General features: G+C 63.5%; 21 protein-coding genes. 3 read left to right on the forward strand and 18 right to left on the reverse strand.

Annotated features, from left to right (window positions below; translation table 11 throughout):
- Both RIC54_RS01450 and RIC54_RS01455 read left to right on the forward strand, forming a co-directional pair.
- The coding region (locus RIC54_RS01450; protein WP_350150446.1) for a copper resistance protein B at positions 1-256 on the forward strand (256 nt) is incomplete at its 5' end.
- Between the two features lie 290 nt (positions 257-546).
- Positions 547-1,005 (forward strand): hypothetical protein, encoded by a 459-nt coding sequence (locus RIC54_RS01455; protein WP_350095107.1) that lies wholly within the window; start codon positions 547-549, stop codon positions 1,003-1,005.
- Here the strand turns inward: RIC54_RS01455 and RIC54_RS01460 are convergent.
- Positions 999-1,856, reverse strand: coding sequence for a hypothetical protein (locus RIC54_RS01460; RefSeq protein ID WP_350095110.1), 858 nt, complete (start codon positions 1,854-1,856; stop codon positions 999-1,001). The two genes, RIC54_RS01455 and RIC54_RS01460, sit on opposite strands and share 7 nt — an antisense overlap.
- A 211-nt stretch (positions 1,857-2,067) precedes the next feature.
- Entirely contained in the window at positions 2,068-2,517 is a 450-nt protein-coding gene (locus RIC54_RS01465) for a cupin domain-containing protein (protein WP_350095113.1), read from the reverse strand.
- 125 nt (positions 2,518-2,642) lie between these two features.
- On the opposite strand from RIC54_RS01465, the gene RIC54_RS01470 reads away from it, so the two are divergent.
- Positions 2,643-3,185 (forward strand): GNAT family N-acetyltransferase, encoded by a 543-nt coding sequence (locus RIC54_RS01470; RefSeq protein ID WP_350095116.1) that lies wholly within the window; start codon positions 2,643-2,645, stop codon positions 3,183-3,185.
- Positions 3,186-3,189: 4 nt separating this feature from the next.
- On the opposite strand, the gene RIC54_RS01475 is transcribed toward RIC54_RS01470, so the two are convergent.
- From RIC54_RS01475 to RIC54_RS01550, 16 genes are all read right to left on the reverse strand, one after another.
- Entirely contained in the window at positions 3,190-3,903 is a 714-nt protein-coding gene (locus RIC54_RS01475; protein WP_502989698.1) for an ABC transporter ATP-binding protein, read from the reverse strand.
- Positions 3,900-4,655 carry an ABC transporter ATP-binding protein gene (locus RIC54_RS01480; RefSeq protein ID WP_350095119.1) on the reverse strand — a complete coding sequence of 252 codons (756 nt, stop codon included), beginning with the start codon at positions 4,653-4,655 and terminating at the stop codon, positions 3,900-3,902. Before RIC54_RS01480 ends, RIC54_RS01475 begins: the two co-directional genes overlap by 4 nt.
- Entirely contained in the window at positions 4,648-5,613 is a 966-nt protein-coding gene (locus tag RIC54_RS01485) for a branched-chain amino acid ABC transporter permease (protein ID WP_350095122.1), read from the reverse strand. Before RIC54_RS01485 ends, RIC54_RS01480 begins: the two co-directional genes overlap by 8 nt.
- A gap of 2 nt (positions 5,614-5,615) precedes the next feature.
- Positions 5,616-6,539, reverse strand: coding sequence for a branched-chain amino acid ABC transporter permease (locus RIC54_RS01490; protein ID WP_350095125.1), 924 nt, complete (start codon positions 6,537-6,539; stop codon positions 5,616-5,618).
- A 68-nt stretch (positions 6,540-6,607) separates the two neighbouring features.
- Positions 6,608-7,777, reverse strand: a complete 1,170-nt coding sequence (locus RIC54_RS01495) for an ABC transporter substrate-binding protein (RefSeq protein WP_350095128.1) — start codon at positions 7,775-7,777, stop codon at positions 6,608-6,610.
- Positions 7,778-7,993: 216 nt separating this feature from the next.
- Entirely contained in the window at positions 7,994-8,179 is a 186-nt protein-coding gene (locus RIC54_RS01500) for a hypothetical protein (RefSeq protein WP_350095131.1), read from the reverse strand.
- Positions 8,180-8,290: 111 nt separating this feature from the next.
- A complete protein-coding gene (locus tag RIC54_RS01505) occupies positions 8,291-9,679 on the reverse strand; it encodes a sensor histidine kinase (RefSeq protein WP_350095134.1) in 1,389 nt (462 codons plus the stop codon).
- Positions 9,676-10,365, reverse strand: a complete 690-nt coding sequence (locus RIC54_RS01510) for a winged helix-turn-helix domain-containing protein (protein ID WP_350095137.1) — start codon at positions 10,363-10,365, stop codon at positions 9,676-9,678. The genes RIC54_RS01505 and RIC54_RS01510 overlap by 4 nt, the downstream gene beginning before the upstream one ends.
- A 132-nt stretch (positions 10,366-10,497) precedes the next feature.
- A complete protein-coding gene (locus tag RIC54_RS01515; RefSeq protein ID WP_350095140.1) occupies positions 10,498-11,970 on the reverse strand; it encodes a Do family serine endopeptidase in 1,473 nt (490 codons plus the stop codon).
- A 127-nt stretch (positions 11,971-12,097) separates the two neighbouring features.
- Positions 12,098-12,997, reverse strand: coding sequence for a substrate-binding domain-containing protein (locus RIC54_RS01520; protein ID WP_350095143.1), 900 nt, complete (start codon positions 12,995-12,997; stop codon positions 12,098-12,100).
- Positions 12,998-13,020: 23 nt separating this feature from the next.
- Positions 13,021-13,152 carry a hypothetical protein gene (locus RIC54_RS01525; protein ID WP_350095146.1) on the reverse strand — a complete coding sequence of 44 codons (132 nt, stop codon included), beginning with the start codon at positions 13,150-13,152 and terminating at the stop codon, positions 13,021-13,023.
- Positions 13,153-13,178: 26 nt separating this feature from the next.
- The gene (locus RIC54_RS01530; protein WP_350095149.1) at positions 13,179-14,498 is read right to left on the reverse strand and encodes a c-type cytochrome; all 1,320 of its coding nucleotides are present in this window, start codon (positions 14,496-14,498) and stop codon (positions 13,179-13,181) included.
- Positions 14,499-14,510: 12 nt separating this feature from the next.
- Entirely contained in the window at positions 14,511-15,584 is a 1,074-nt protein-coding gene (locus RIC54_RS01535) for a formate dehydrogenase subunit gamma (RefSeq protein WP_350095152.1), read from the reverse strand.
- 50 nt (positions 15,585-15,634) lie between these two features.
- Entirely contained in the window at positions 15,635-15,832 is a 198-nt protein-coding gene (locus RIC54_RS01540; protein WP_350095155.1) for a hypothetical protein, read from the reverse strand.
- Between the two features lie 138 nt (positions 15,833-15,970).
- Entirely contained in the window at positions 15,971-16,564 is a 594-nt protein-coding gene (gene fdh3B, locus RIC54_RS01545) for a formate dehydrogenase FDH3 subunit beta (protein ID WP_350095158.1), read from the reverse strand.
- Positions 16,565-16,576: 12 nt separating this feature from the next.
- On the reverse strand, positions 16,577-19,447 hold the full coding sequence (locus RIC54_RS01550) for a formate dehydrogenase subunit alpha (RefSeq protein WP_350095161.1): 2,871 nt from the start codon (positions 19,445-19,447) through the stop codon (positions 16,577-16,579).
- Between the last annotated feature and the right edge of the window lie 69 nt (positions 19,448-19,516).

A 19,516-nucleotide genomic window follows, 5' to 3' on the forward strand; every position in this document is an offset into this window, starting at 1 on the left:
CAACCGGCTGATCCTGCAGCCGGTCGCCGAGATCAACATGGCCGCCTCCGACGACCGCGAAATCGGCCAGGGCCAGGGGATCACCGACATCGAGACGGGGTTGCGGCTACGCTACGAACTGGTCGATCGCAACATTGCTCCGTACATCGGCGTGCATTGGGAAAAGAAGCTCGGGGAAACCGCCAGCATCGCCCGCAGCGAAGGCGAGGACACCGACGCAGTGCGTCTCGTCACTGGCCTCAAGGTCATGTTCTGAACCGGTCGACGCTGCATTCGATCGAAGCGGAACGTACGCTGTCGGGGAACTTCAATCCTGAGCGCGGCAGCGTTTGGTAGCAGCACTTATGTCGTTCGACTGAGCAGAGTACACGGCAAGCGGGGTTCCCCCCGCTTGCCGTTGCCCGGCCGCTCTATGCCATCCCGCAACACCCATAGTGTTGAAACGGTGACGCATGATCCTGGCGTTGGGTAGCCACACCGTCGCACTACGTTCGGATTGCGACGTCCGATCGCGGTCAATTCTCTCACAGAAAGCAGCGGTATCCGATGAACATCGGTCGCAGAATCATGGGTCACCTGCGGTGCATCAGTCTTGCGCTGGCGGTTGTCGCATTCGTCATCGCGGAATCTGAGCAGGCCGCCGCGGACGAGACAACCGACGTGACCTTCGCGGTACAGGTCATAGCCGCCAAGGCCGAACCGGCTCTTGCAGGTACCTGCACAGAGGTCCGGTTCAAACTCGTCAATGACGGCAGAGAGAACCTCCAGGTCCTCGGACTCGATGCGGGTATCACGGCCAGAAGCCGGCTGATGGCCAAGATTGGCGCTGGCGACACCGCCACGCTCGAGTCAGTTAGCGTTCCGGCCGGAGAGACAGCCGACTTCTCACAATCCCGATGGTTCGAGTTCTGTGGCCTGACGACAACATTGCAGTCAGGCGACAGCTTTGTCGTCGGCCTTCGTATCGTGGGCGGAACGACACCGTTTTCGGTGCACGTTCACTGAGTATGCTGATCGGGGGTATCTAACCGATACTTTTGACTCGCAGGGTTCGACATCGACAATAGTGCCCCTTCGGACTCAATATCTACGACAAACAAGCTAGTCACGATCGGATTACATGCATTAATGTTACCAGAGTCCCCACCCGACACTTCAACACATTTTTTTAATGAATTGATATACTCATCAATATAACTCTGTCGCGCGTACTCATATGATAAGTTTTGAGTAGAAAATTTTCCCAAACCCATCTCCACATATTTTGCCAATTTCTCACGAACTAAATACGCATTGGCAAATCGATAATTCATAATCGCCGCTCCGGTGACTATTTTGTGCATTATTGTGATTCTGGGATCATCAATATACTGAGAGTTTATCAAAGTCATTGCGATGAAATCTTGATATGCTGGGAAATACGCCTCCAATTCACGATGTATACCAGTATGTAAATGGTAAATATACAATTCTTCGAATTGACTCACAAGTCGATCAAAAAACAACTTATCAAACCGAACGGTCCGTTCTGTTTCGCTGTGCCCCGTCTCCATCCAAACGCATAACTTTGGAATAAAAACATAAGACTCTTCAATCGGAGAAAACACCGCCAGATCAAATAACTCACGCTCACCTTGTTTTTGACATTTCCTTAAATATACATATCGAAAATTTGCGTCCGCATTTACAATAATTGTATCCGTCAACCTTAGAGTTCTAACATCATCCTGAAGCGCCAAAATGTCATCATGAAGAGTGGCGCGCGCGTCTGTGGCTACAGCAGAAAGCAACCCAACAATCAACCCTAGCAGTACTGCCAAGTTCTTTCGAACGCGATCTTTGAGCCACACCCTCATAATGCGCGTCCCGCACCGGGATCATTATAGATTTCGTTAGGATGCCTTAGAACAGCTCGAATGGCAACGCGATGGGCTTGGCACAGCCCAGTTGGAGTTCGATACCTTTCGCTGACCAGCGACCCCACTGAGGTCCGGCATCCGCGGCAGCGGACCCGGACCCCAGCGCCCGTCGGTAACAGTTCGATCAGATTATCAGTCGGTCAAGTCCTCACGCGCCCGGAGGCGGCGGCAGGAACTCCACATCGTGCTCGGCGGCGATACGCACCACCTCGGCCGGATCGGCAACGTTGTGGATGCGCTCGAACAGCGTGCGCAGCGACAAGGCCGGCGTCACCCAGAACAGCGCCTTCACCGGTTTGTCGGATTTGTTGAAGATGCCGTGCGGCAGGCCCATCGGCATCCGGATCAGGTCGCCGTTGGTCGCGTGAACGGTCTGCCCGTCGAGCATCAGTTCGAACCGACCGTCCAGCATGTAAATGAACTCGTCCTGGGTCGGATGGATGTGCGGCGGCACGAATGTTCCGACCGGAAACAAGGTCTCGAAGGCAAACGAGGAGTCGCTCTCCTGCTTGGGATAATAGGTCTGGCCCAGAATGTTCCAGGCAACACCGTCGAGTCCCTTGCCGGCCGGCGTGATCCCGGCAGTCATGACAGTCATCGCACACCTCCTTGTGGCGTTTCGTTCCAGAGTGAAGCATATCGATCGCAGCTACGGAAAGGAGCGGCTTGCGCGCTTCGCTGTCCCCGGCCACGGTAGCACTTGCGAGAACAAGAGGACCCGCGATGACCGAGCGCGATGCCCGTATCCATGTCCGTCCGTCGACGACCGATGATCTGGCCGCCATCCAGGCGATCTACGCCCACCACGTGACCAACGGACTGGGATCGTTCGAAGAAGTACCGCCGGGAATTGACGAAATGGCGGAGCGCCGGCTGGCGATCGTCGAGCGCGGCATGCCGCATCTGGTGGCGGAATCCGACGGACGGCTGCTTGGCTACGCCTATGTCGGGCCGTACCGCCCGCGCCCAGCCTACCGCTACACCGTGGAGAACTCGGTCTATGTGGCGCCCGAAGCAACCCGCCTCGGCGTCGGACGCGCCCTGCTTGCCACGCTCATCGAGGTTTGCGAAGCCGGACTGTGGCGGCAGATGGTGGCGGTGATCGGCGACCGCGGCAACACCGCTTCGATCGCGCTGCACGCCGCCCTCGGCTTTCATGAGGCCGGACACCTCAAGGCCGTCGGTTTCAAGCACGGGCGCTGGGTGGATGTCGTCATCATGCAGCGGGCGCTCGGGGTCGGTGACGACGAGCGTCCCGGAGACTGACCGCTCAGACATGCAGGTACCGGTCGATGATGCCGGCATCGGCCTGGAATGCCCGGCTGTCGCCCTGCCAGGCAACCTGTCCCTTCTCCACGACATAGTGCCGATCGGCCAACCCCATCAACGCCGACACCGTCTTGTCGATTACCAGGATGGCCTCGCCCTCGGCCTTGAGCCGGCCCAGGCAACTCCAGATCTCCTCACGGATGATCGGCGCCAGGCCTTCGGTTGCCTCGTCCAGGATCAGCAGCCTGGGGTTGGTCATCAGCGCCCGACCGATCGCCAGCATCTGCTGCTCGCCCCCGGAAAGTTGACCTCCCAGGTGGCGCCGCCGCTCGCCCAGACGAGGGAACAGTTCGACCACGCTGCCCACGGTCCATCGGGCACTCCCACCAGTGCGGTTGGCCGAGGTGGCGACCAGATTCTCCTCGACCGTCAAGGTGGGAAACACCTGCCGTCCCTCGGGAACCAGGCCGAGGCCACGCTGGGCAATCCGGTACGGCGGCTGGCCTTGCACGGGCACGCCGTCGACCCGGATCGACCCGCCGGTCGGCCGAACCAGCCCCATGACGGTGCTGACTGTCGTGGTCTTGCCCATGCCGTTGCGGCCCATCAAGGTGACCACCTCGCCGGCCGAGATCTCCAGCGACATGCCGAACAGCACCTGGCTGTCTCCGTAACCGGAGGTCAGGTTCTCCACGCTGAGCATCGGCGCTGTCACGGCACGGCCTCCTCACCCAGATAGGCGGACCGAACCTCCGGATCGGCGCGGATTGCATCCGGATTGCCATCGGCGATCACCCGTCCATAGACCAGCACCGAGATCCGGTCGGCGAGCGCGAACACCGCGTCCATGTCGTGCTCGACCAGCATGATGGTCAGGCTGCCGCGCAGGGCCTCAAGGGTGGCGACCAGTCGTTCGCTCTCCTCGTGGCCGGTACCCGCCATCGGTTCGTCCAGCAGCAGCAGCTTCGGCTTCATGACCAGGGCGATGGCGATCTCGAGTTGGCGCTTCTCGCCGTGGCTGAGCGAACCGGCGCGAACCGCGGCCCGGTTCGTCAGTCCAACGGTTTCCAGAGCGGCCATCGCTGCTTCGTTCAGACGTGCTTCGGCCGCAGCCGGGCGCAGGAACCGAAAGCTGTGCCCATCATGGGCCTGGGCAGCAACCGCGACGTTCTCGAGCGCGGTGAAACTCGGCAAGATGGTGGTGATCTGGAACGATCGGGCGAGACCCAGCCGGCAGCGCGCGTGCATTGGCAGGCCGGTGACGTCGCGGCCGTCGAACCGTATTCGCCCGGCGTCGGGTGCGATTTGCCCGGAGATTTGGCCGATCAGGGTGGTTTTGCCGGCACCGTTCGGACCGATCAAAGCGTGGATAGTCCCCGTCTCCACCGTCATCGTCAGGTCGTCGGTGACGGTCAGTGCGCCATAGGCTTTGGAGAGTCCTTCGAGGACCAGGATCGGCTCAGCCACCGGCGCCCCTCCCGCCGATCAGCCGACCCAGTCCGCCGCGCGCGAACAGCACGATCAGGATCAGCATCGGCCCGAAGAAGACCCGCCAGTGCTCGGTGACATGCGACAGGATCTCCTCAAGCGCCAGATACGCGACCGCCCCGAGAACCGCCCCATGCAGCGTTCCGGTACCGCCCAGCACCACCATGATGATCAGGTCGCCGGAGCGTTGCCACGACATGGTCGACGGGCTGACAAACTCGGTGTGATTGGCCAGCAGCGCCCCCGCAAGGCCGGCCATCATCCCGGCGATCACATAGGCGACAAGCTGGTAGGCATAGGGGTTGAGCCCGATTGCCTGCATCCGGATCCGGTTCTCGCGCACGCCGACGATCACCCGGCCAAACCGTGATCCGACCAGTGCCCGCGCAAACAGGAAGCAACCTGTCAGGCAGGCCAGTACCACGTAGTAGAAGACGGTCTCGTCCTCAAGCGGTGAATAACCGAGAACCTCGCTGCGGCCCCACATGGTCAAGCCGTCATCGCCGCCATAAGCCGACAAACTGCTGGCGGTGAAATAGGCCATCTGACCGAACGCCAGCGTGATCATGATGAAATACACGCCGCGGGTCCGCAGGCAGATTGCCCCGGTTACCAGAGCGAACAGACCCCCGCCCAGCATCGCGATCGGAAAGGTTATCGATGCGTCCCACAGATCGTGCGCAGACGCGATTCCGACGGCATAGGCACCGATCCCGACGAACGCGGCATGACCGAAACTGACCATCGCGCCATAGCCGAGAATGATGTCGAGACTGAGCGCCGCGATGGCATAGATCATGATCCGCGACACCAACTGCGTCGCAAACCCGAGGTCGGCAGCCGTCGCCAGTGCTGGAACGGCGGCGAACAGAATGAACAGGACGGGGGCTATCTGCCGTGCCGTCCCGCCAATGCGACCTGCCGTTGAAGCTTGCACGCTCATCGCCCGGCGGCAGGGAACAGGCCGGTCGGCCGGAAGAACAGCACCCCGGCCATCAACAGGTAAATCAACATGGAGGCAATCGCGGGACCGACCTGATTGGCGGCCGCGGGTGCCATCATGGCCTTGAAGATGTCGGTCATGAATGACCGCCCCAGCGTGTCGACCAGCCCGATGATCAGCGCCGCCACGAAGGCCCCGCGGATCGAGCCGATGCCGCCGATCACGATCACAACGAAGGCCAGGATCAGCACGCCGTCGCCCATTCCGGGCTCGACCGAGAAGATCGGGCCGGCCATCACGCCGGCGAACCCTGCCAGCATCGCGCCAAAGCCGAAGACCACCATGAAAAGGCGCCTGATATCCACGCCAAGGGCGGCAACCATCCGCGGATTTGTGGCCCCGGCCCGAACCAGCATGCCAACGCGTGTCCGCGTCACCAGCACCCACAGCAGAACGGCTGTCGCCAAGCCCGCCACGATCATCGCGACGCGGTAGATCGGATACCCGAAGCCGTCCATCAGGGGGATCGTGCCTCGCAGCAGCTCCGGGATCGGGTACGACAGCGGTGCCGCCCCCCAGACGATCCGAACACCTTCGTTGAGGAACAGGATCACGCCGAAGGTCGCCAGGACCTGGTCGAGGTGGTCACGGTCGTACAAATGCCGGAACACCAGGAACTCAAGCAGCAGACCGAATGCCAGCGCGGCAAGCAGCGCCAGCACCAGCGCCGCGAAAAAACTGCCAGTCAGCCCATAGAACGTAACCGCCAGATAGGCGCCAAGCATGTACTGCACGCCGTGCGCCAGATTGATGAAGTCCATGACGCCGAACACGAGGGTCAATCCGGCAGCCACCAGGAACAGCAGCACACCGAGTTGAAGCCCGTTCAACACCTGGACCGCGACCAGCGTCGCTGTCATCCGCCCCTCCGAAACAGACGGCGGGCGGAGCGATACCGGCTCCGCCCGCCTGCCGGATCAAACCCGGATCACTTCATCGCGCATTCGCCGGCATAGACGTCGCCATAATCGTCAAACACCTTCTCGACGACCGAGGTGGCGTACTTCCCGTCGGCGCGCTTCACGGCCTTCACCAGATAGAAGTCCTGAATCGGGAAGTGGTTATTGTTGTACTTGAAGTCGCCGCGGACCGAGGCGAAATCAGCCTTCTTCAAAGCGGCGGTTACCGCCTTCTTGTCGGACAGGTCGCCCTTCATTGCCTTGACGGCCGAGTTGATCAGCTGAGCCGCGTCATAGCCCTGGCTGGAGTACAGCGACGGCACGTAGCCGTACTTTGCCTCATACGCCGACACGAATGCCTTGTTGGCGGCATTGTCCAGGTCCGGCGTCCACTGCGACGAGGAGAACAGGCCAACCGCGTCGTCCTTGGTCGCCGGCAGTGTGGTCTCGTCCACCGTAAACGCTGACAGGAAGGTCACGTTCTTGTCGAGTCCGGCCTGTCGGAACTGCTTGACGAGGTTCACGCCCATGCCACCCGGCATGAAGGTGAAAACCACGTCAGGCTTCGCGGCGGCGATCTTCGCCAGTTCGGCGGAGAAGTCGAGGTTGCCGAGCTTGGTGTACACCTCGTCGACCACATCGCCTTTGAAGTGCCGCTTGAACCCGGCGACCGAATCCTTGCCCGCCTGATAGTTGGGGGCCAGCAGGAAAGCGGTCTTGAACCCCTTGTCCTGGGCATACTTGCCCATGACCTCGTGAATCTGGTCGTTCTGCCAGGAGGTTGAGAAGAAGTACGGGCTGCAGCCCTTGCCGGCGAAGGTGGAGGTGCCGGCGTTTGCGCCGACCAGGAAGGTCTCGCTCTCGGTGACCGGGCGGTAGACCGCCTGCAGGATGTTCGAGAACACGATGCCGGTCACGAAGTCGACCTTATCGCGCTCGAGCAGGCCCTTGACCTTGGTCAAGGCGACGTCGGGCTTCAATTCGTCGTCGGCGACGATGATCTCGACGTCACGCCCGCCAAGCTTGCCGCCCTGCTGCTCCACGAACAGCTGGAAGCCGTCGTTGATGTGCTTGCCGAGTACCGCCGGCGGCCCCGACAGCGTTACCATCATTCCGATTTTCAGAGGATCGGCGGCCTGTGCCGACGCTCCCATCCCCATGCCGGCCACCACGAGGGCCGCCGTCAAAACCTTGCGCATGTCCGTCTCCCTAGCACCACAGCCTCGTCCGATGCATGGGCGACGGCTTCTCGCGTCCATCTCCCGATGCATCCCGATCGTTCAGGCAGATATTTTAAGTTTAAAATTTCCCGCCTGCCAAGCCCCACACCTACGGCGTCGGACGGGACAGTCTGCACACCCCGCCCGTGACCGCCAAGCCCAAGGCGGCGGTGCGCTGGAAAACGGCTGCGACGGTCAGGAGCTGGAAGGGTCGGTCTTGCCGCCCGATGCGGTTCTGGCGGCTTCGGTCGCCCGTTCGCGGAGGCGACGCTCGCTCCCGCGGCTCAGGCGCCACAGGACGAAGGTGATGGCGCCATATGCCAGCGCAAAGGCACCCAGACCAACCGCCAGCTCGATTTCAATCAGATACAACGCCGACATTGCTGCAACCTTCGGACTTGATGACGAAACGGACGGTGCCGCGGGAACCGGAAATACACATACTGCCGCCATCGAGTGTCCGACCAGTAGGGATCGGCGAGGCGAATTGCCTCACGCTCGGCCGATCGGCATCACCATATCCACTCGAAGTCCGGGTCCGGCATCCGAAAGGACCAGCGAACCGCCGTGCAGCCGCGCAACCGCGGCCACCAGGCTCAGACCCAGTCCGCTTCCCCTGCCCGTTCGGCTGGGGTCGAGGCGAACGAACCGCTGCGTGGCGCGCTCCCGGTCTTCTTCGGGTATTCCCGGCCCGTCGTCGATCACGCTCACCTTGGCGAATTCATGCGCCAGGACAACCTCCACGCGCACACGCCGGCGTGCGTACTTGGTCGCGTTGTCCACCAGATTGGAGACGGCCTGGGCCAACAACTCGCCGTGGCCCATCATCATCACCGGCTGGTCCGCCGCCGCCTCGATCTCCAGGCCCGCTTCCTCCGCCGTCGGGTCGTAGAGTTCGGCTATGTCGACGGCGACCGACGCGACATCGACCTCGGTCATCTGTTCGCGCTGCAAGCCCGACTCCGCCCGTGCGATCTCCAGCAACCGGTTCAGCAGGTCCAGAGTGGCATCGATGTCGCCCAAGGCGTCGTCCAGCGCCTGATCCCGTTCCACCGGCGAGGTCCCGGGGGGCTGGATCCGCTCCAGCCGGCTGCGCAGCCTGGTAAGAGGACTGCGCAGGTCGTGGCCGATGCTGTCGGTGACGGTTCGCATACCAACCATCAACTCCTCGATCCGATCGAGCATGGCGTTCATTGATCCCGCCAACCGGTCGAACTCGTCGCCGGAGCCGCGGACTGGCACGCGGCGCCCCAGATCCCCGACCATCACATCGCGATTGATCACTGCGACCTCGTCGACCCGCCGCAGGATCGTGCGAGACAAGAGCAGACCGCCGCCGACGGCCATGGTCCAGAGGGCGGCCAGGGCCCAAAGCACCGCCTCGCCGATGGCGTCCTGTATCTTCACCCGGCCGTCGAGCGCGCGTCCGACCAGCAGACGCACCCCGCCGGATAGCGCGTGCGCCCGTGCCCCGATCAGAATCGGCTGACCACCGCCCCGCCGATACAGCTCGACCTTCCGCCAACGGCCATCCGGCGGGATGACTGGGGGCCACGCCACGAGGTTTCCGGCCAGATAATTGCCCAGGCCATCGACGATCAGGTAGACCGGTTCGGCCTCGCTGGTGATGTCCGAGCGTTCCTGCACCGCCCGCACGAGCCCAAGCAGGCCCGAATCACCGAAATGCTCGGCCAGGCCACGGATCTCGGATGCGACCGTGTCGGCGGCCTGCTCTTCCACCACCCCGACGGCCCGCCAGTACAGGAAGCCAAACACCACGCCGATGGTCAGGGTCGACAGCACCGCCGACGCCACCACCAGCCGGACCGTTACCGACCACCACAACCGTACCGGAATGCGGTGCTGTTCCGCGGTGTTCATGTATCAGGCGCCAGCATGTAGCCACTGCCGCGCACGGTATGGATCAGCGGGATGTCGAAGTCCTTGTCGACCTTCTGACGCAATCGGCTGATGTGGACGTCGATCACGTTGGTCTGCGGGTCGAAATGATAGTTCCACACCCCCTCAAGCAGCATGGTTCGGGTCACCACCCGACCGGCGTGCCGCATCAGGTATTCCAGCATCTGGAACTCCCGCTGCTGCAGCGGAATCGGACGGCCGGCCCGTGTCACCTTCCGGGACAGCAGGTCCAGTTCCAGGTCGGCGACCGCCAGCCGCGAAGTCGGAGCCTCCGTACCAGCGGCACTGCGCCGGATCAGGGCGTCGATGCGGGCGTGCAGTTCGACGAAGGCGAACGGCTTCACCAGATAGTCGTCGCTGCCCGCGCGCAGGCCGCGTACACGCTCGTCCAAGGCGCCCATCGCCGACAGGATCAGGACCGGCGTTTGGACACCCGCCGCGCGCACCGCCTTCAGCACCGACAATCCATCCAGGCCCGGCAGCATCCGGTCGAGCACGATCGCGTCGTATTCCTGGCCGGTCGCCAGGAACAGGCCTTCGCGACCATCGGCGGTTCGATCGACCGCGTAGCCCTGTTCAACGAATCCGCGCTCCATGTAGGCGGCGGTCTCGACATCGTCCTCAACGATCAGAATCTTGCGGGTCACAACGCCCCCCCGAAGTCGGAACATCGGTACAGTCTACATCGCCCAACCCGCATCGGATGCAGGGAAGCCCGGCCGCCGAGGCGACCGGGCTCCGGGCAACACCCGTTCGGATACCGCGCGTGGGGCACGCGGTCACGCATCAGCAAGCTTGATGCCGACGAACAGGGTGTTGCCGTGGCGATTGATCAGCGCAAGCACGCTGGGCGACTTCGCATCCTGAACGGCGGCCACGACGTCTCCCGGACCCTTGATCACTCGATCATTGATCTTCTGGATCACGTCGCCTGCCGTCAGACCGGCATCCGCCGCCGCTCCATCCGGCTTGACGCTTGTCACGACCGCGCCTTGGGCCGTTCGCTCCAGGTTGAGTTGAGAGCGCACCTCGTCGGTGACCGCCGCCACCGTCACGCCAAGACGGCCAAGCGCCGCAGTCTGTGACCGAGGCTCGGCGCTCGCCGGTGCGCTCGCAACCTTCTGCTGGCGGCGACCGATCTCCACCGGGACGTCCATGCTCTCGCCGTTGCGAACCACGCCGAGCGTCGCGGTCTCGCCAACCTTCGATGCCGCGATCAGTTTCGGCAGGTCACGCAGCGAGTCGATCGGCTTGCCGTCGACCGACCGGATGATGTCGCCGGACTGCAGGCGATCGGCGGCCGGGCCGTTCGGTACGACCTGGGCGACCAGAGCGCCCTTCTCGTCCTGGAGATCGAGTGCCTGGGCGATCTCCGGGGTAATCGGTTGGATCGAAACGCCGAGCCAGCCACGCTCGACCCGACCGTTTTCCTTCAGCTGTGCGACCACCACACTTGCCGTATCCGACGGGATGGCAAAGCCGACACCGACCGACCCGCCATTCGGCGACAGGATCGCGGAGTTCACCCCGACCACCCGGCCCTCGGTATCGAACAATGGGCCGCCCGAGTTGCCGCGATTGATCGAGGCGTCAGTCTGGATGAAGTCGACATAGGGACCGTCATCAATGCTGCGGCCCCGGGCGGAGACGATGCCGGAGGTTACGGTACCGCCAAGTCCGAACGGATTTCCGACCGCGATTACCGGATCACCGACCCGCAGGACCGAGGATTGCCCGAACGATACGGACGGCAACGGCTTCGGTGCCGACACCTTCAGCAGCGCCAGATCGGTGTCCGGATCGGTGCCCACCAGCGTTGCCGGATACTCCTGCTGATCGGCCATCCTGATCTTGATCTCGCTGGCACCGTCGATCACGTGGTTGTTGGTGACGACATAGCCGCTGGAATCGATCACGAAGCCGGACCCCAGCGCATGGGTCGGGCCCTGCGGGCCCGGTTGTGGCGTTGGGATGCCGAAACGCTTGGCGAAGTCCTCGAACGGACTGCCGGGACCGAACGGCGACTGCCGGGCGTCGGCCGTCGGAGCAGGCTGCGTGGTGAACACGTTGACCACCGCCGGAGCGACCTTCTCGACCAGATCGGCATAACCGCCGGTTGCTGCCGACGCCACGCTCGACCAGACCAGCAGCACGGCGCCGGCAACGGCCGCTCCGACAGTTCTTGCCTTGGCGTCCTTCGGCGCGTGGCTGCCCAGAATGGCATCCCGGCGCAAATCGATGATGGGGATCATCAACATCCTCCTTCGAACAGTGCGCGGCCGTTCATCCGCCGCTCACCGTTGAAGATGGACAAGCAATCCAACCATGGCCTTACGCCGGCATGAACATTTGTTCATGTCCGTCGAATCTTCGTCTCGATCACGGACCGTTGGCGTGGATCCGACCGAATCCCGAAAGGTCGTAGCCGCCGAGAACCTCGGCGCGAGCGCGAAACGCGTTCGTGCCGGCGAAAGCCAGCAGGCGCTGGACCGGGGGCTCGAATACGTCGCGGCGCCACAATGCCAGATCGTATCGCTCGTCGGCGATCGGGACGAAGTCCAGCCGATACTGCCGGGCCGCACCCTCGATCGCCAGACCGGCGTCTGCGCGGCCCTCGCCGACCGCCAGGGCCACATCGGCCTCGCTGCGCGCCGGAGTGGTCAGCAATGTGACCGAACTCGAAGTCAGGCCGGCCTGATCGAGAAGATGGTCGAGCAGCACACGGCTGCCCGCCCCCGGTTGCCGCGTCACCACACGGCGTCCGGACAGGTCCGCGATAGTGGAAATTCCCAATGGGTTGCCCGCCGGAACCACCAGCCCCTGACGACGGCATGCCCATTCCATCAGCACGACCGGCTCGCCCGCCAGGAGGCGCCCGACATGGCCGACATTCCAGTCACCGATATCCGGCTCGAACAGATGAACCCCGGCACCGATCACTCGCCCGGCGGCGAGCCGCTTCAATCCGTCGAGACTGCCGTCGAAGAAGGTCGCGATCTCCGATCCGGACTCCCGCAGCGCCCAGTCCAACAGCGGGTCATGACTGCCGGCGAACACGGTCGGTCGCGGCATCAGCGGCGCGGTGTCTTCCTTGTACTCAACGCGGCGCCTGACCCACGCCTCGATGAGGTCTCGCGGAAACAACAGTTTACCCGTCGCCCGGCTAACCGGAATGTCGCCACCGGCCACCAGATCGTAGACCTTGCGTTCCTTGATTCTCAGGTAAGCCGCCACCTCTCGGGTGGTCATCAGTTCGGACGGACGGCGGCCGCGATCCATGGTGACCCGGTCGCCGATGGCGCTCAGTTGAGGCGAACCGACCCGCGATCGGCGGTATTGGCGGTCTGCGTCGAGCTGTCGAGATTATCCAGCACGGCCCAGCTGATAGCCGCAATGGCCAGCATCGCAATGCAAGCGGACACGAAGGCTTTCATCCGATCCTCCCTCGTCGAGCCCGCGGTCAGCGGGTCGCACTCTTCAAATACTCGATCAGGTCGGCCCGGTCACGGGCGTTCGTCATCTTCTGCAGCGGCATCTTGGTTCCCGGCAGGAAGTTGTCGGGACCCTGTTCGAACAGTTGATCGACGGTTTCCGCCGTCCAGATCAGGTCGATCCCCGTCAACGCCCCGGAGTACGGGTAGCCGTCGACCGTACCCGCCCGCCGACCCATGAGGCCGTGAAGCGTCGGTCCCGCGCGCCGTGCCGTGTCGCGGGACAGGGTATGGCAGACCCGGCACTTCCGCTCGAACTGCCGCTCGCCATTCGTCATTGTGCCTCCACCGGCCCGCGTCCGGGTTGCGACCTCCGCCGGCCGTCGCAGTGGATCCAACGGCCATACGGCGACGGTCGAGCCGAGCCCCCCGACCAGCAGGCTCTCGTCGCGCGGCCCGAACGCCAGCGCCCAGATCGGACCGCGCGCCGCCGGGAAATCCTGGGACACCTGACCGAGGACGGTGTCGACCACGGTGACCACCCCGTGTCCGTCGCCAAAGGCTATGCGGCGGCCATCATGGCTTTCTGCCAGGGCCAGGATCGGCGTGCGATCATGCTCGAATCCGGTGCGAACTTCGCCGCTGGCCAGGTCGACAACCCTCATGCCGCCGTCCAGTGCCCCGTAGGTCAGCTGACCGGCCGCCTCGTCGACCGCGATGACATTGATGCCGAAGCCATGGCGCACCAGCGTTCGCAATTCCCGCCGCTCCGCCACGCTCCACAGCCTAACGGTCCCGTCATAGCCGGCCGAATAGAGTTGCGTTCCGTCATCCGACAGCGCGACCGCATTCACCGGGCCTTGGTGACCTTCGAGCATCGTCAGTGGTGCCGGCGGATCCAGTGACCACAGTCCGACCTTGCCGTCCCAACTGGCCGTCGCGGCCAACCGGCCATCCCTTGATACGTCAACTTGAAGGATCTTGCCCTGGTGCCCGGTCAGGCGCGCCAGGGGCTGGCGTCGTTCACCCGAACCGTCGGTCGACCACACCAGGACCAGTCCGTCGTCTCCGACCGTCACCATCCGGTGGCCGTCCGGCGTAAAGGCCACGGCGTTCGCGGCGGCGTCATGGCCGTACAGGATGACCTGCTCGACACCGCTCGGCCAGGAACGCACGATCACGCTGTAGTCGAAGCTGGCGGTCGCAACCCGGTCCCCCGAAGGAGCCACGGTGATGCCCTTCACCGGTCCGCCATGGCCCGTCAGGTGTTCCGGCAGTTCGGCCGCCCATGCACCAGCCGTACAGCCGAGAACCGTCGCCGCGATCAGGCCAACCGCCAGAAGGCGCATCGTCCTGCCACCCTACTCCGCAGCGCTGTGACGACGGGCGGCTTCACGTTCTTCGACTTCCTCGGCCCACAGGGAATGGTGCTCGCGCGCCCAGTTCACATCGACCTGCCCGCTTCCCATGGCGTCGAACGCGCCCTCCATGCCGAGCGACCCGATGTAGATGTGGGCGATGATGATCGCGATCAGGAACACCGCCATGACGGTGTGCCAGAGTTGACCAAGCTGCATTTCCTGCATCGCCGTCAGATTGGTCGGCAGGTCGAATCCGACCATGTTCAAGGCAGCGAATGTCTTGGCGAACAGCGGCAGTTCGAACGGAAACATCAGCGAAATGCCCGACATGCTGATAGACAGACCGCCCAGCATCACCAGCCAGAACAGGATCTTCTGGCCAGCATTGAACTTGCGTGCCGGCGGATGCGCCGAGCCGATCATGCCCCCGCCCTTGGCCAGCCAGACGAGATCGCTCTTGTGCGGCAGGTTGTGCGCGACCCACAGGACGAACGCCAACACCAGACCGATCATGAAGGCGAAGGCGAGATAGTTGTGAGCGTACTTGCCGAACAGCGTCAGCGCGCCGAACGCATCCGGCCCGATCACCGGTTTCAGCACGTAGCGCCCATAGAGAATGTTCAACCCGGTAAGCCCAAGAATCACGAATGAGCCGGCCATCAGCCAGTGCGCGAACCGCTCGATCGCCTTGAAGCGCTCGATCGTGACGCCTGACGGCCCGTCGTGAACCCGGATGCGGCCGCGGATCGCGAAGAACCCGGCGACGGCAATCACCGCGCCGAGCAGCGCCCAGGCGCCATAAGTCGAGAGTGGACCATTGCGGACCGCGCGCCAGTTGTCGCCCTCTGACTGTATCAGCACGCCGGACTGGTTGTTCGGAATCGAGACCTGACCTTGGGTACCCTGGCGGATCTGCCGCCAGAAATCGGCATCGGAGTTCGCGCCGAGCGTCTCGCCGGGAACCTTGCCATCGGTCTGGGCGACAGCCGGCACGTGCATGACGGTGACCGATGCGGTCACCAGCACAGCCAAAAGTGCGAGTACCGTCGCAATGCGTCGAGCGATCATGGCCATCCCGCCTCCGTTGCGCCAGGCGCTATCCGCACCCGAGGCGATCGTCGTTGTCAGTAGTAGCTCTGGATCTGTGCACGCTGACGCAAGGCGCCGAGCGTTTCGTCCGGCAAAGCGGTATCCGGTTTGCCCTGGTAGGTCCCTTTCGAATAGCTCAGGGGACGATCCTGCTCATCCTCTCGGCATCCGGCCAGCATTGCCAGCGCGACCAGACCCATAACCATCGCGATTTTGCCGTGCTTTGCCTTCATCGTAACCGTCCCATCCGACAAGCAGACCGACCCCGCCGCAAGAGGTGATCCCACGGCGGCAGGGTCGTCTGGTATGCAACCAGCGTGATGGACAGGGGGCGCATCCTCCACCAAGGACAACGCGCCCCCCGGTTTCGATCAGGAGCCCTTCAGCCCGTAGGCCGTGCCCCATCCCCAAGCGCCCGATCCGAAGCCACGGGCAACCACCCGCTCGCGGAAGATCGACGACACCGTATCGCCGTCTCCAGCCAACAGGGCTTTGGTCGAACACATCTCCGCGCACAGCGGGAGCTTGCCCTCGGCCAGCCGGTTGCGGCCGTACTTCTGGAACTCGGCCGACGAGTTGTCCACTTCCGGGCCACCGGCGCAGAACGTGCACTTGTCCATCTTGCCGCGCGAGCCGTAGTTGCCGGCCTGCGGGTACTGCGGAGCCCCGAACGGGCAAGCGTAGAAGCAGTAGCCACAGCCGATGCAGAGGTCCTTGGAGTGCAGGACCACGCCTTCGTTGGACTCGTAGAAGCAGTCCACCGGGCAGACCGCCATGCACGGTGCGTCTGAGCAGTGCATGCAGGCGACCGAGATCGACCGCTCGCCGGGCTTGCCGTCACTGATGGTGACGACCCGGCGCCGATTGACCCCCCAGGGGACTTCATGCTCGTTCTTGCAGGCGGTGACGCAAGCGTTGCATTCGATGCAGCGCTCGGCATCACACAGGAACTTCATGCGTGCCATATCGCGTCTCCCTTACGCTCGTTCGATGCGGCAGAGGGTGGCTTTCGTCTCCTGCATCTGCGTGACGGCGTCGTAGCCGTAGGTCTGCGCAGTGTTGGATGACTCGCCGAGGACATACGGATCGGCGCCCTGTGGATACTTGCTCCGCAGGTCCTTTCCTTCCAGGTGCCCGCCGAAGTGGAACGGCATGAACGCCACGCCGCTGGCGACCCGTTCGGTCACCATTGCCGCAACCTTCACCTTCGCCCCTTCCGGACCGTGCACCCAGACCATCTCACCGTCCCGAACGCCGAGATTGTTGGCGTCGCGCGGATTGATCTCGACGAACATTTCCTGCTGGAGTTCGGCGAGCCAGGGATTCGACCGGCTTTCGTCGCCGCCGCCCTCGTACTCGACCAGTCGACCCGATGTCAGGACGATCGGGAAATCCTTCGCGAAGTCCTTGTCCTGGATCGACTTGTACAGCACCGGCAACCGCATGAACTTCCGATCGTCGTAGGTCGGATAGTCCGCCACCAGGTCGCGCCGCGGGGTGTACAGCGGCTCGCGGTGGGTCGGTATCGGATCCGGGAACGTCCACACGACCGCTCGCGCCCGGGCGTTACCATACGGGGCACAGCCATGCTTGATGGCGACCCGCTGGATGCCGCCCGACAGGTCGACCTTCCAGTTGGCCTTCTCGCCACCGACTTCGGCAATGGCCTTGCGCTCATCGTCGGTCAGGTCGACATCCCAGCCGAGCTTCTGAAGCATCGCCATCGTGAACTCGGGATAGCCGTCCTCGATCTCCGAGCCAACCGGCCAGCTGCCATCGGACAGCAGGTTGTCGCCGTTCCGCTCCACGCCGAACCGGGCGCGGAAGCCCATTCCACCATCGGCCACCGACCGAGAGGTGTTGTACAGCACCGGCGATCCCGGATGGTTCATCTCCGGCGTTCCCCAACACGGCCATGGCAGGCCGTAGTAGTCGCCGTCAGCCGGACCGCCGTTCGCGCGCAGCGTCGTGCGGTCGAACGTCGCCTGGTTGGCCATGTGCAGCCGCAGCCGCTCCGGGGATTGCCCGGTGTAGCCGACCGTCCACATGCCGCGGTTGAACTCCCGCGTCAGGTCCTCGACCAGCGGCTCGTCGCCGTTGACCTTGATGTTGCGGAACATCCGGTCTTCGAACCCGAACTTCTTCGCGAACAGATACGCGATGTTGTGATCGGGCTTGGACTCGAAGAGCGGAGCAACCACCTTCTCGCGCCACTGCAGCGACCGGTTCGACGCGGTCACCGAGCCGTAGGTCTCGAACTGGGTCGAGGCCGGCAGCAGGTAGGCGCCGTCCTTGCGGTCATGCAGAACCGCCGACACAGTCGGATACGGATCAATCACGACCAGGAGGTCGAGTTTCTCCATGGCCGCCTTCATATCCTTCAGGCGGGTCTGTGAGTTCGGCGCGTGGCCCCAGAACACCATGGCCCGGATGTTATCCGGCTGGTCCATGTTCTCCTTGGCTTCAAGCACACCGTCAAACCAGCGCGAAACCGGAATGCCGTCGGCGTTCATCAGTTCCTTGGACTTGAAGCGACCAGCCAGCCACTCGTAGTCCTCGCCCCAGACCCGGGCCCAATGCTTCCAGGCGCCGTCGGCCAAGCCGTAGTAGCCCGGCAGGGTGTTCTGCAACACGCCCAGATCGGTAGCGCCCTGCACGTTGTCGTGGCCGCGGAAGATGTTGGTCCCGCCGCCTTCCTTGCCCATGTTGCCAAGGGCCAGCTGCAGCACGCAGTACGCGCGGGTGTTGTTGCTGCCGTTGGTGTGCTGAGTGCCGCCCATGCACCACACGACGGTGCCGGGACGGTTGTTGGCCATCAGGCGGGCAACCCGCTTCAGCTGCGAGCCGGGCACGCCGGTGACCCGCTCGGTCTCCTCGGGCGTCCAGCGCTTCACTTCGGTGCGGATCTGATCCATCCCCCAGACGCGCTGGCGGATGAACTCCTTGTCCTCCCAGCCGTTCTCAAAGATGTGGAACAGGATGCCCCAGATCAGGGCAACGTCGGTGCCCGGCCGGAACCGCACGTACTCGTCGGCGTGCGCCGCGGTGCGGGTGAAGCGCGGGTCGCAGACGATCAGCGGAGCGTTGTTCTGCTCCTTGGCCTTAAGGACGTGCAGCAGCGAGACCGGATGCGCTTCGGCGGGGTTGCCGCCGATGATGAAGATGGCCTTGCTGTTGTGCATGTCGTTGTAGGAGTTCGTCATCGCGCCGTAGCCCCAGGTGTTGGCTACGCCGGCGACAGTCGTCGAGTGGCAGATACGCGCCTGGTGGTCGACGTTGTTGGAACCCCAGTAGGCCGCAAACTTGCGGACCAGATAGGACTGCTCGTTGCTGTGCTTGGCCGAGCCAAGCCAGTACACCGAGTCCGGACCCGATTTCTCGCGGATCTCGAGCATCTTGTCGCCGATCTCGTTGATCGCGGTTTCCCAGGAGACCCGCTCCCACTTTCCGCCGACCATCTTCATCGGGTACTTCAGGCGGCGCTCGCCGTGCGCGTGCTCGCGCACCGACGCGCCCTTGGCGCAGTGGGCACCCAGGTTGAACGGGCTGTCCCAGCCGGGCTCCTGCCCGATCCACACGCCGTTCTGAACCTCGGCCATCACCGTGCAGCCGACGGAGCAATGCGTGCAGACCGATTTGATGACCTCGACCGCGCCCTTGCCTGCCGCCGCTGCCTCGGCCTTGCGGACCGAACCGCCAGAGAAAGCCGTCGCGGCGGCAAGGCCGCCTACGGCAAGACCGGAACTCCGGAGGAAACTCCGGCGGTCATAGGTCTTCTCCGCGGTCTTGGCAGCGAAAGTCGACAGACGAGGGCGTGACGCTACCTCGCTAGCCTTCTTCCTAAGCATTTCCAATCCCTCCTTGCACCATCCCTGAATTAAGTCCTCAGGATGTAGCGAAACCGGTCACCCCGTTCC

Origin of the sequence: Thalassobaculum sp., assembly GCF_040219215.1 — a bacterium.
Classification (GTDB): domain Bacteria; phylum Pseudomonadota; class Alphaproteobacteria; order Thalassobaculales; family Thalassobaculaceae; genus Thalassobaculum_A.

Coding starts and splice junctions, on each gene's coding strand:
- RIC54_RS01455 (WP_350095107.1), top strand. CDS start 547: ATGAACATCGGTCGCAGAATCATGGGTCACCTGCGGTGCATCAGTCTT.
- RIC54_RS01460 (WP_350095110.1), bottom strand. CDS start 1,856: ATGAGGGTGTGGCTCAAAGATCGCGTTCGAAAGAACTTGGCAGTACTG.
- RIC54_RS01465 (WP_350095113.1), bottom strand. CDS start 2,517: ATGACTGTCATGACTGCCGGGATCACGCCGGCCGGCAAGGGACTCGAC.
- RIC54_RS01470 (WP_350095116.1), top strand. CDS start 2,643: ATGACCGAGCGCGATGCCCGTATCCATGTCCGTCCGTCGACGACCGAT.
- RIC54_RS01490 (WP_350095125.1), bottom strand. CDS start 6,539: ATGACAGCGACGCTGGTCGCGGTCCAGGTGTTGAACGGGCTTCAACTC.
- RIC54_RS01495 (WP_350095128.1), bottom strand. CDS start 7,777: ATGCGCAAGGTTTTGACGGCGGCCCTCGTGGTGGCCGGCATGGGGATG.
- RIC54_RS01500 (WP_350095131.1), bottom strand. CDS start 8,179: ATGTCGGCGTTGTATCTGATTGAAATCGAGCTGGCGGTTGGTCTGGGT.
- RIC54_RS01505 (WP_350095134.1), bottom strand. CDS start 9,679: ATGAACACCGCGGAACAGCACCGCATTCCGGTACGGTTGTGGTGGTCG.
- RIC54_RS01515 (WP_350095140.1), bottom strand. CDS start 11,970: ATGATCCCCATCATCGATTTGCGCCGGGATGCCATTCTGGGCAGCCAC.
- RIC54_RS01520 (WP_350095143.1), bottom strand. CDS start 12,997: ATGGATCGCGGCCGCCGTCCGTCCGAACTGATGACCACCCGAGAGGTG.
- RIC54_RS01525 (WP_350095146.1), bottom strand. CDS start 13,152: ATGAAAGCCTTCGTGTCCGCTTGCATTGCGATGCTGGCCATTGCGGCT.
- RIC54_RS01530 (WP_350095149.1), bottom strand. CDS start 14,498: ATGCGCCTTCTGGCGGTTGGCCTGATCGCGGCGACGGTTCTCGGCTGT.
- RIC54_RS01535 (WP_350095152.1), bottom strand. CDS start 15,584: ATGGCCATGATCGCTCGACGCATTGCGACGGTACTCGCACTTTTGGCT.
- RIC54_RS01540 (WP_350095155.1), bottom strand. CDS start 15,832: ATGAAGGCAAAGCACGGCAAAATCGCGATGGTTATGGGTCTGGTCGCG.
- fdh3B (WP_350095158.1), bottom strand. CDS start 16,564: ATGGCACGCATGAAGTTCCTGTGTGATGCCGAGCGCTGCATCGAATGC.
- RIC54_RS01550 (WP_350095161.1), bottom strand. CDS start 19,447: ATGCTTAGGAAGAAGGCTAGCGAGGTAGCGTCACGCCCTCGTCTGTCG.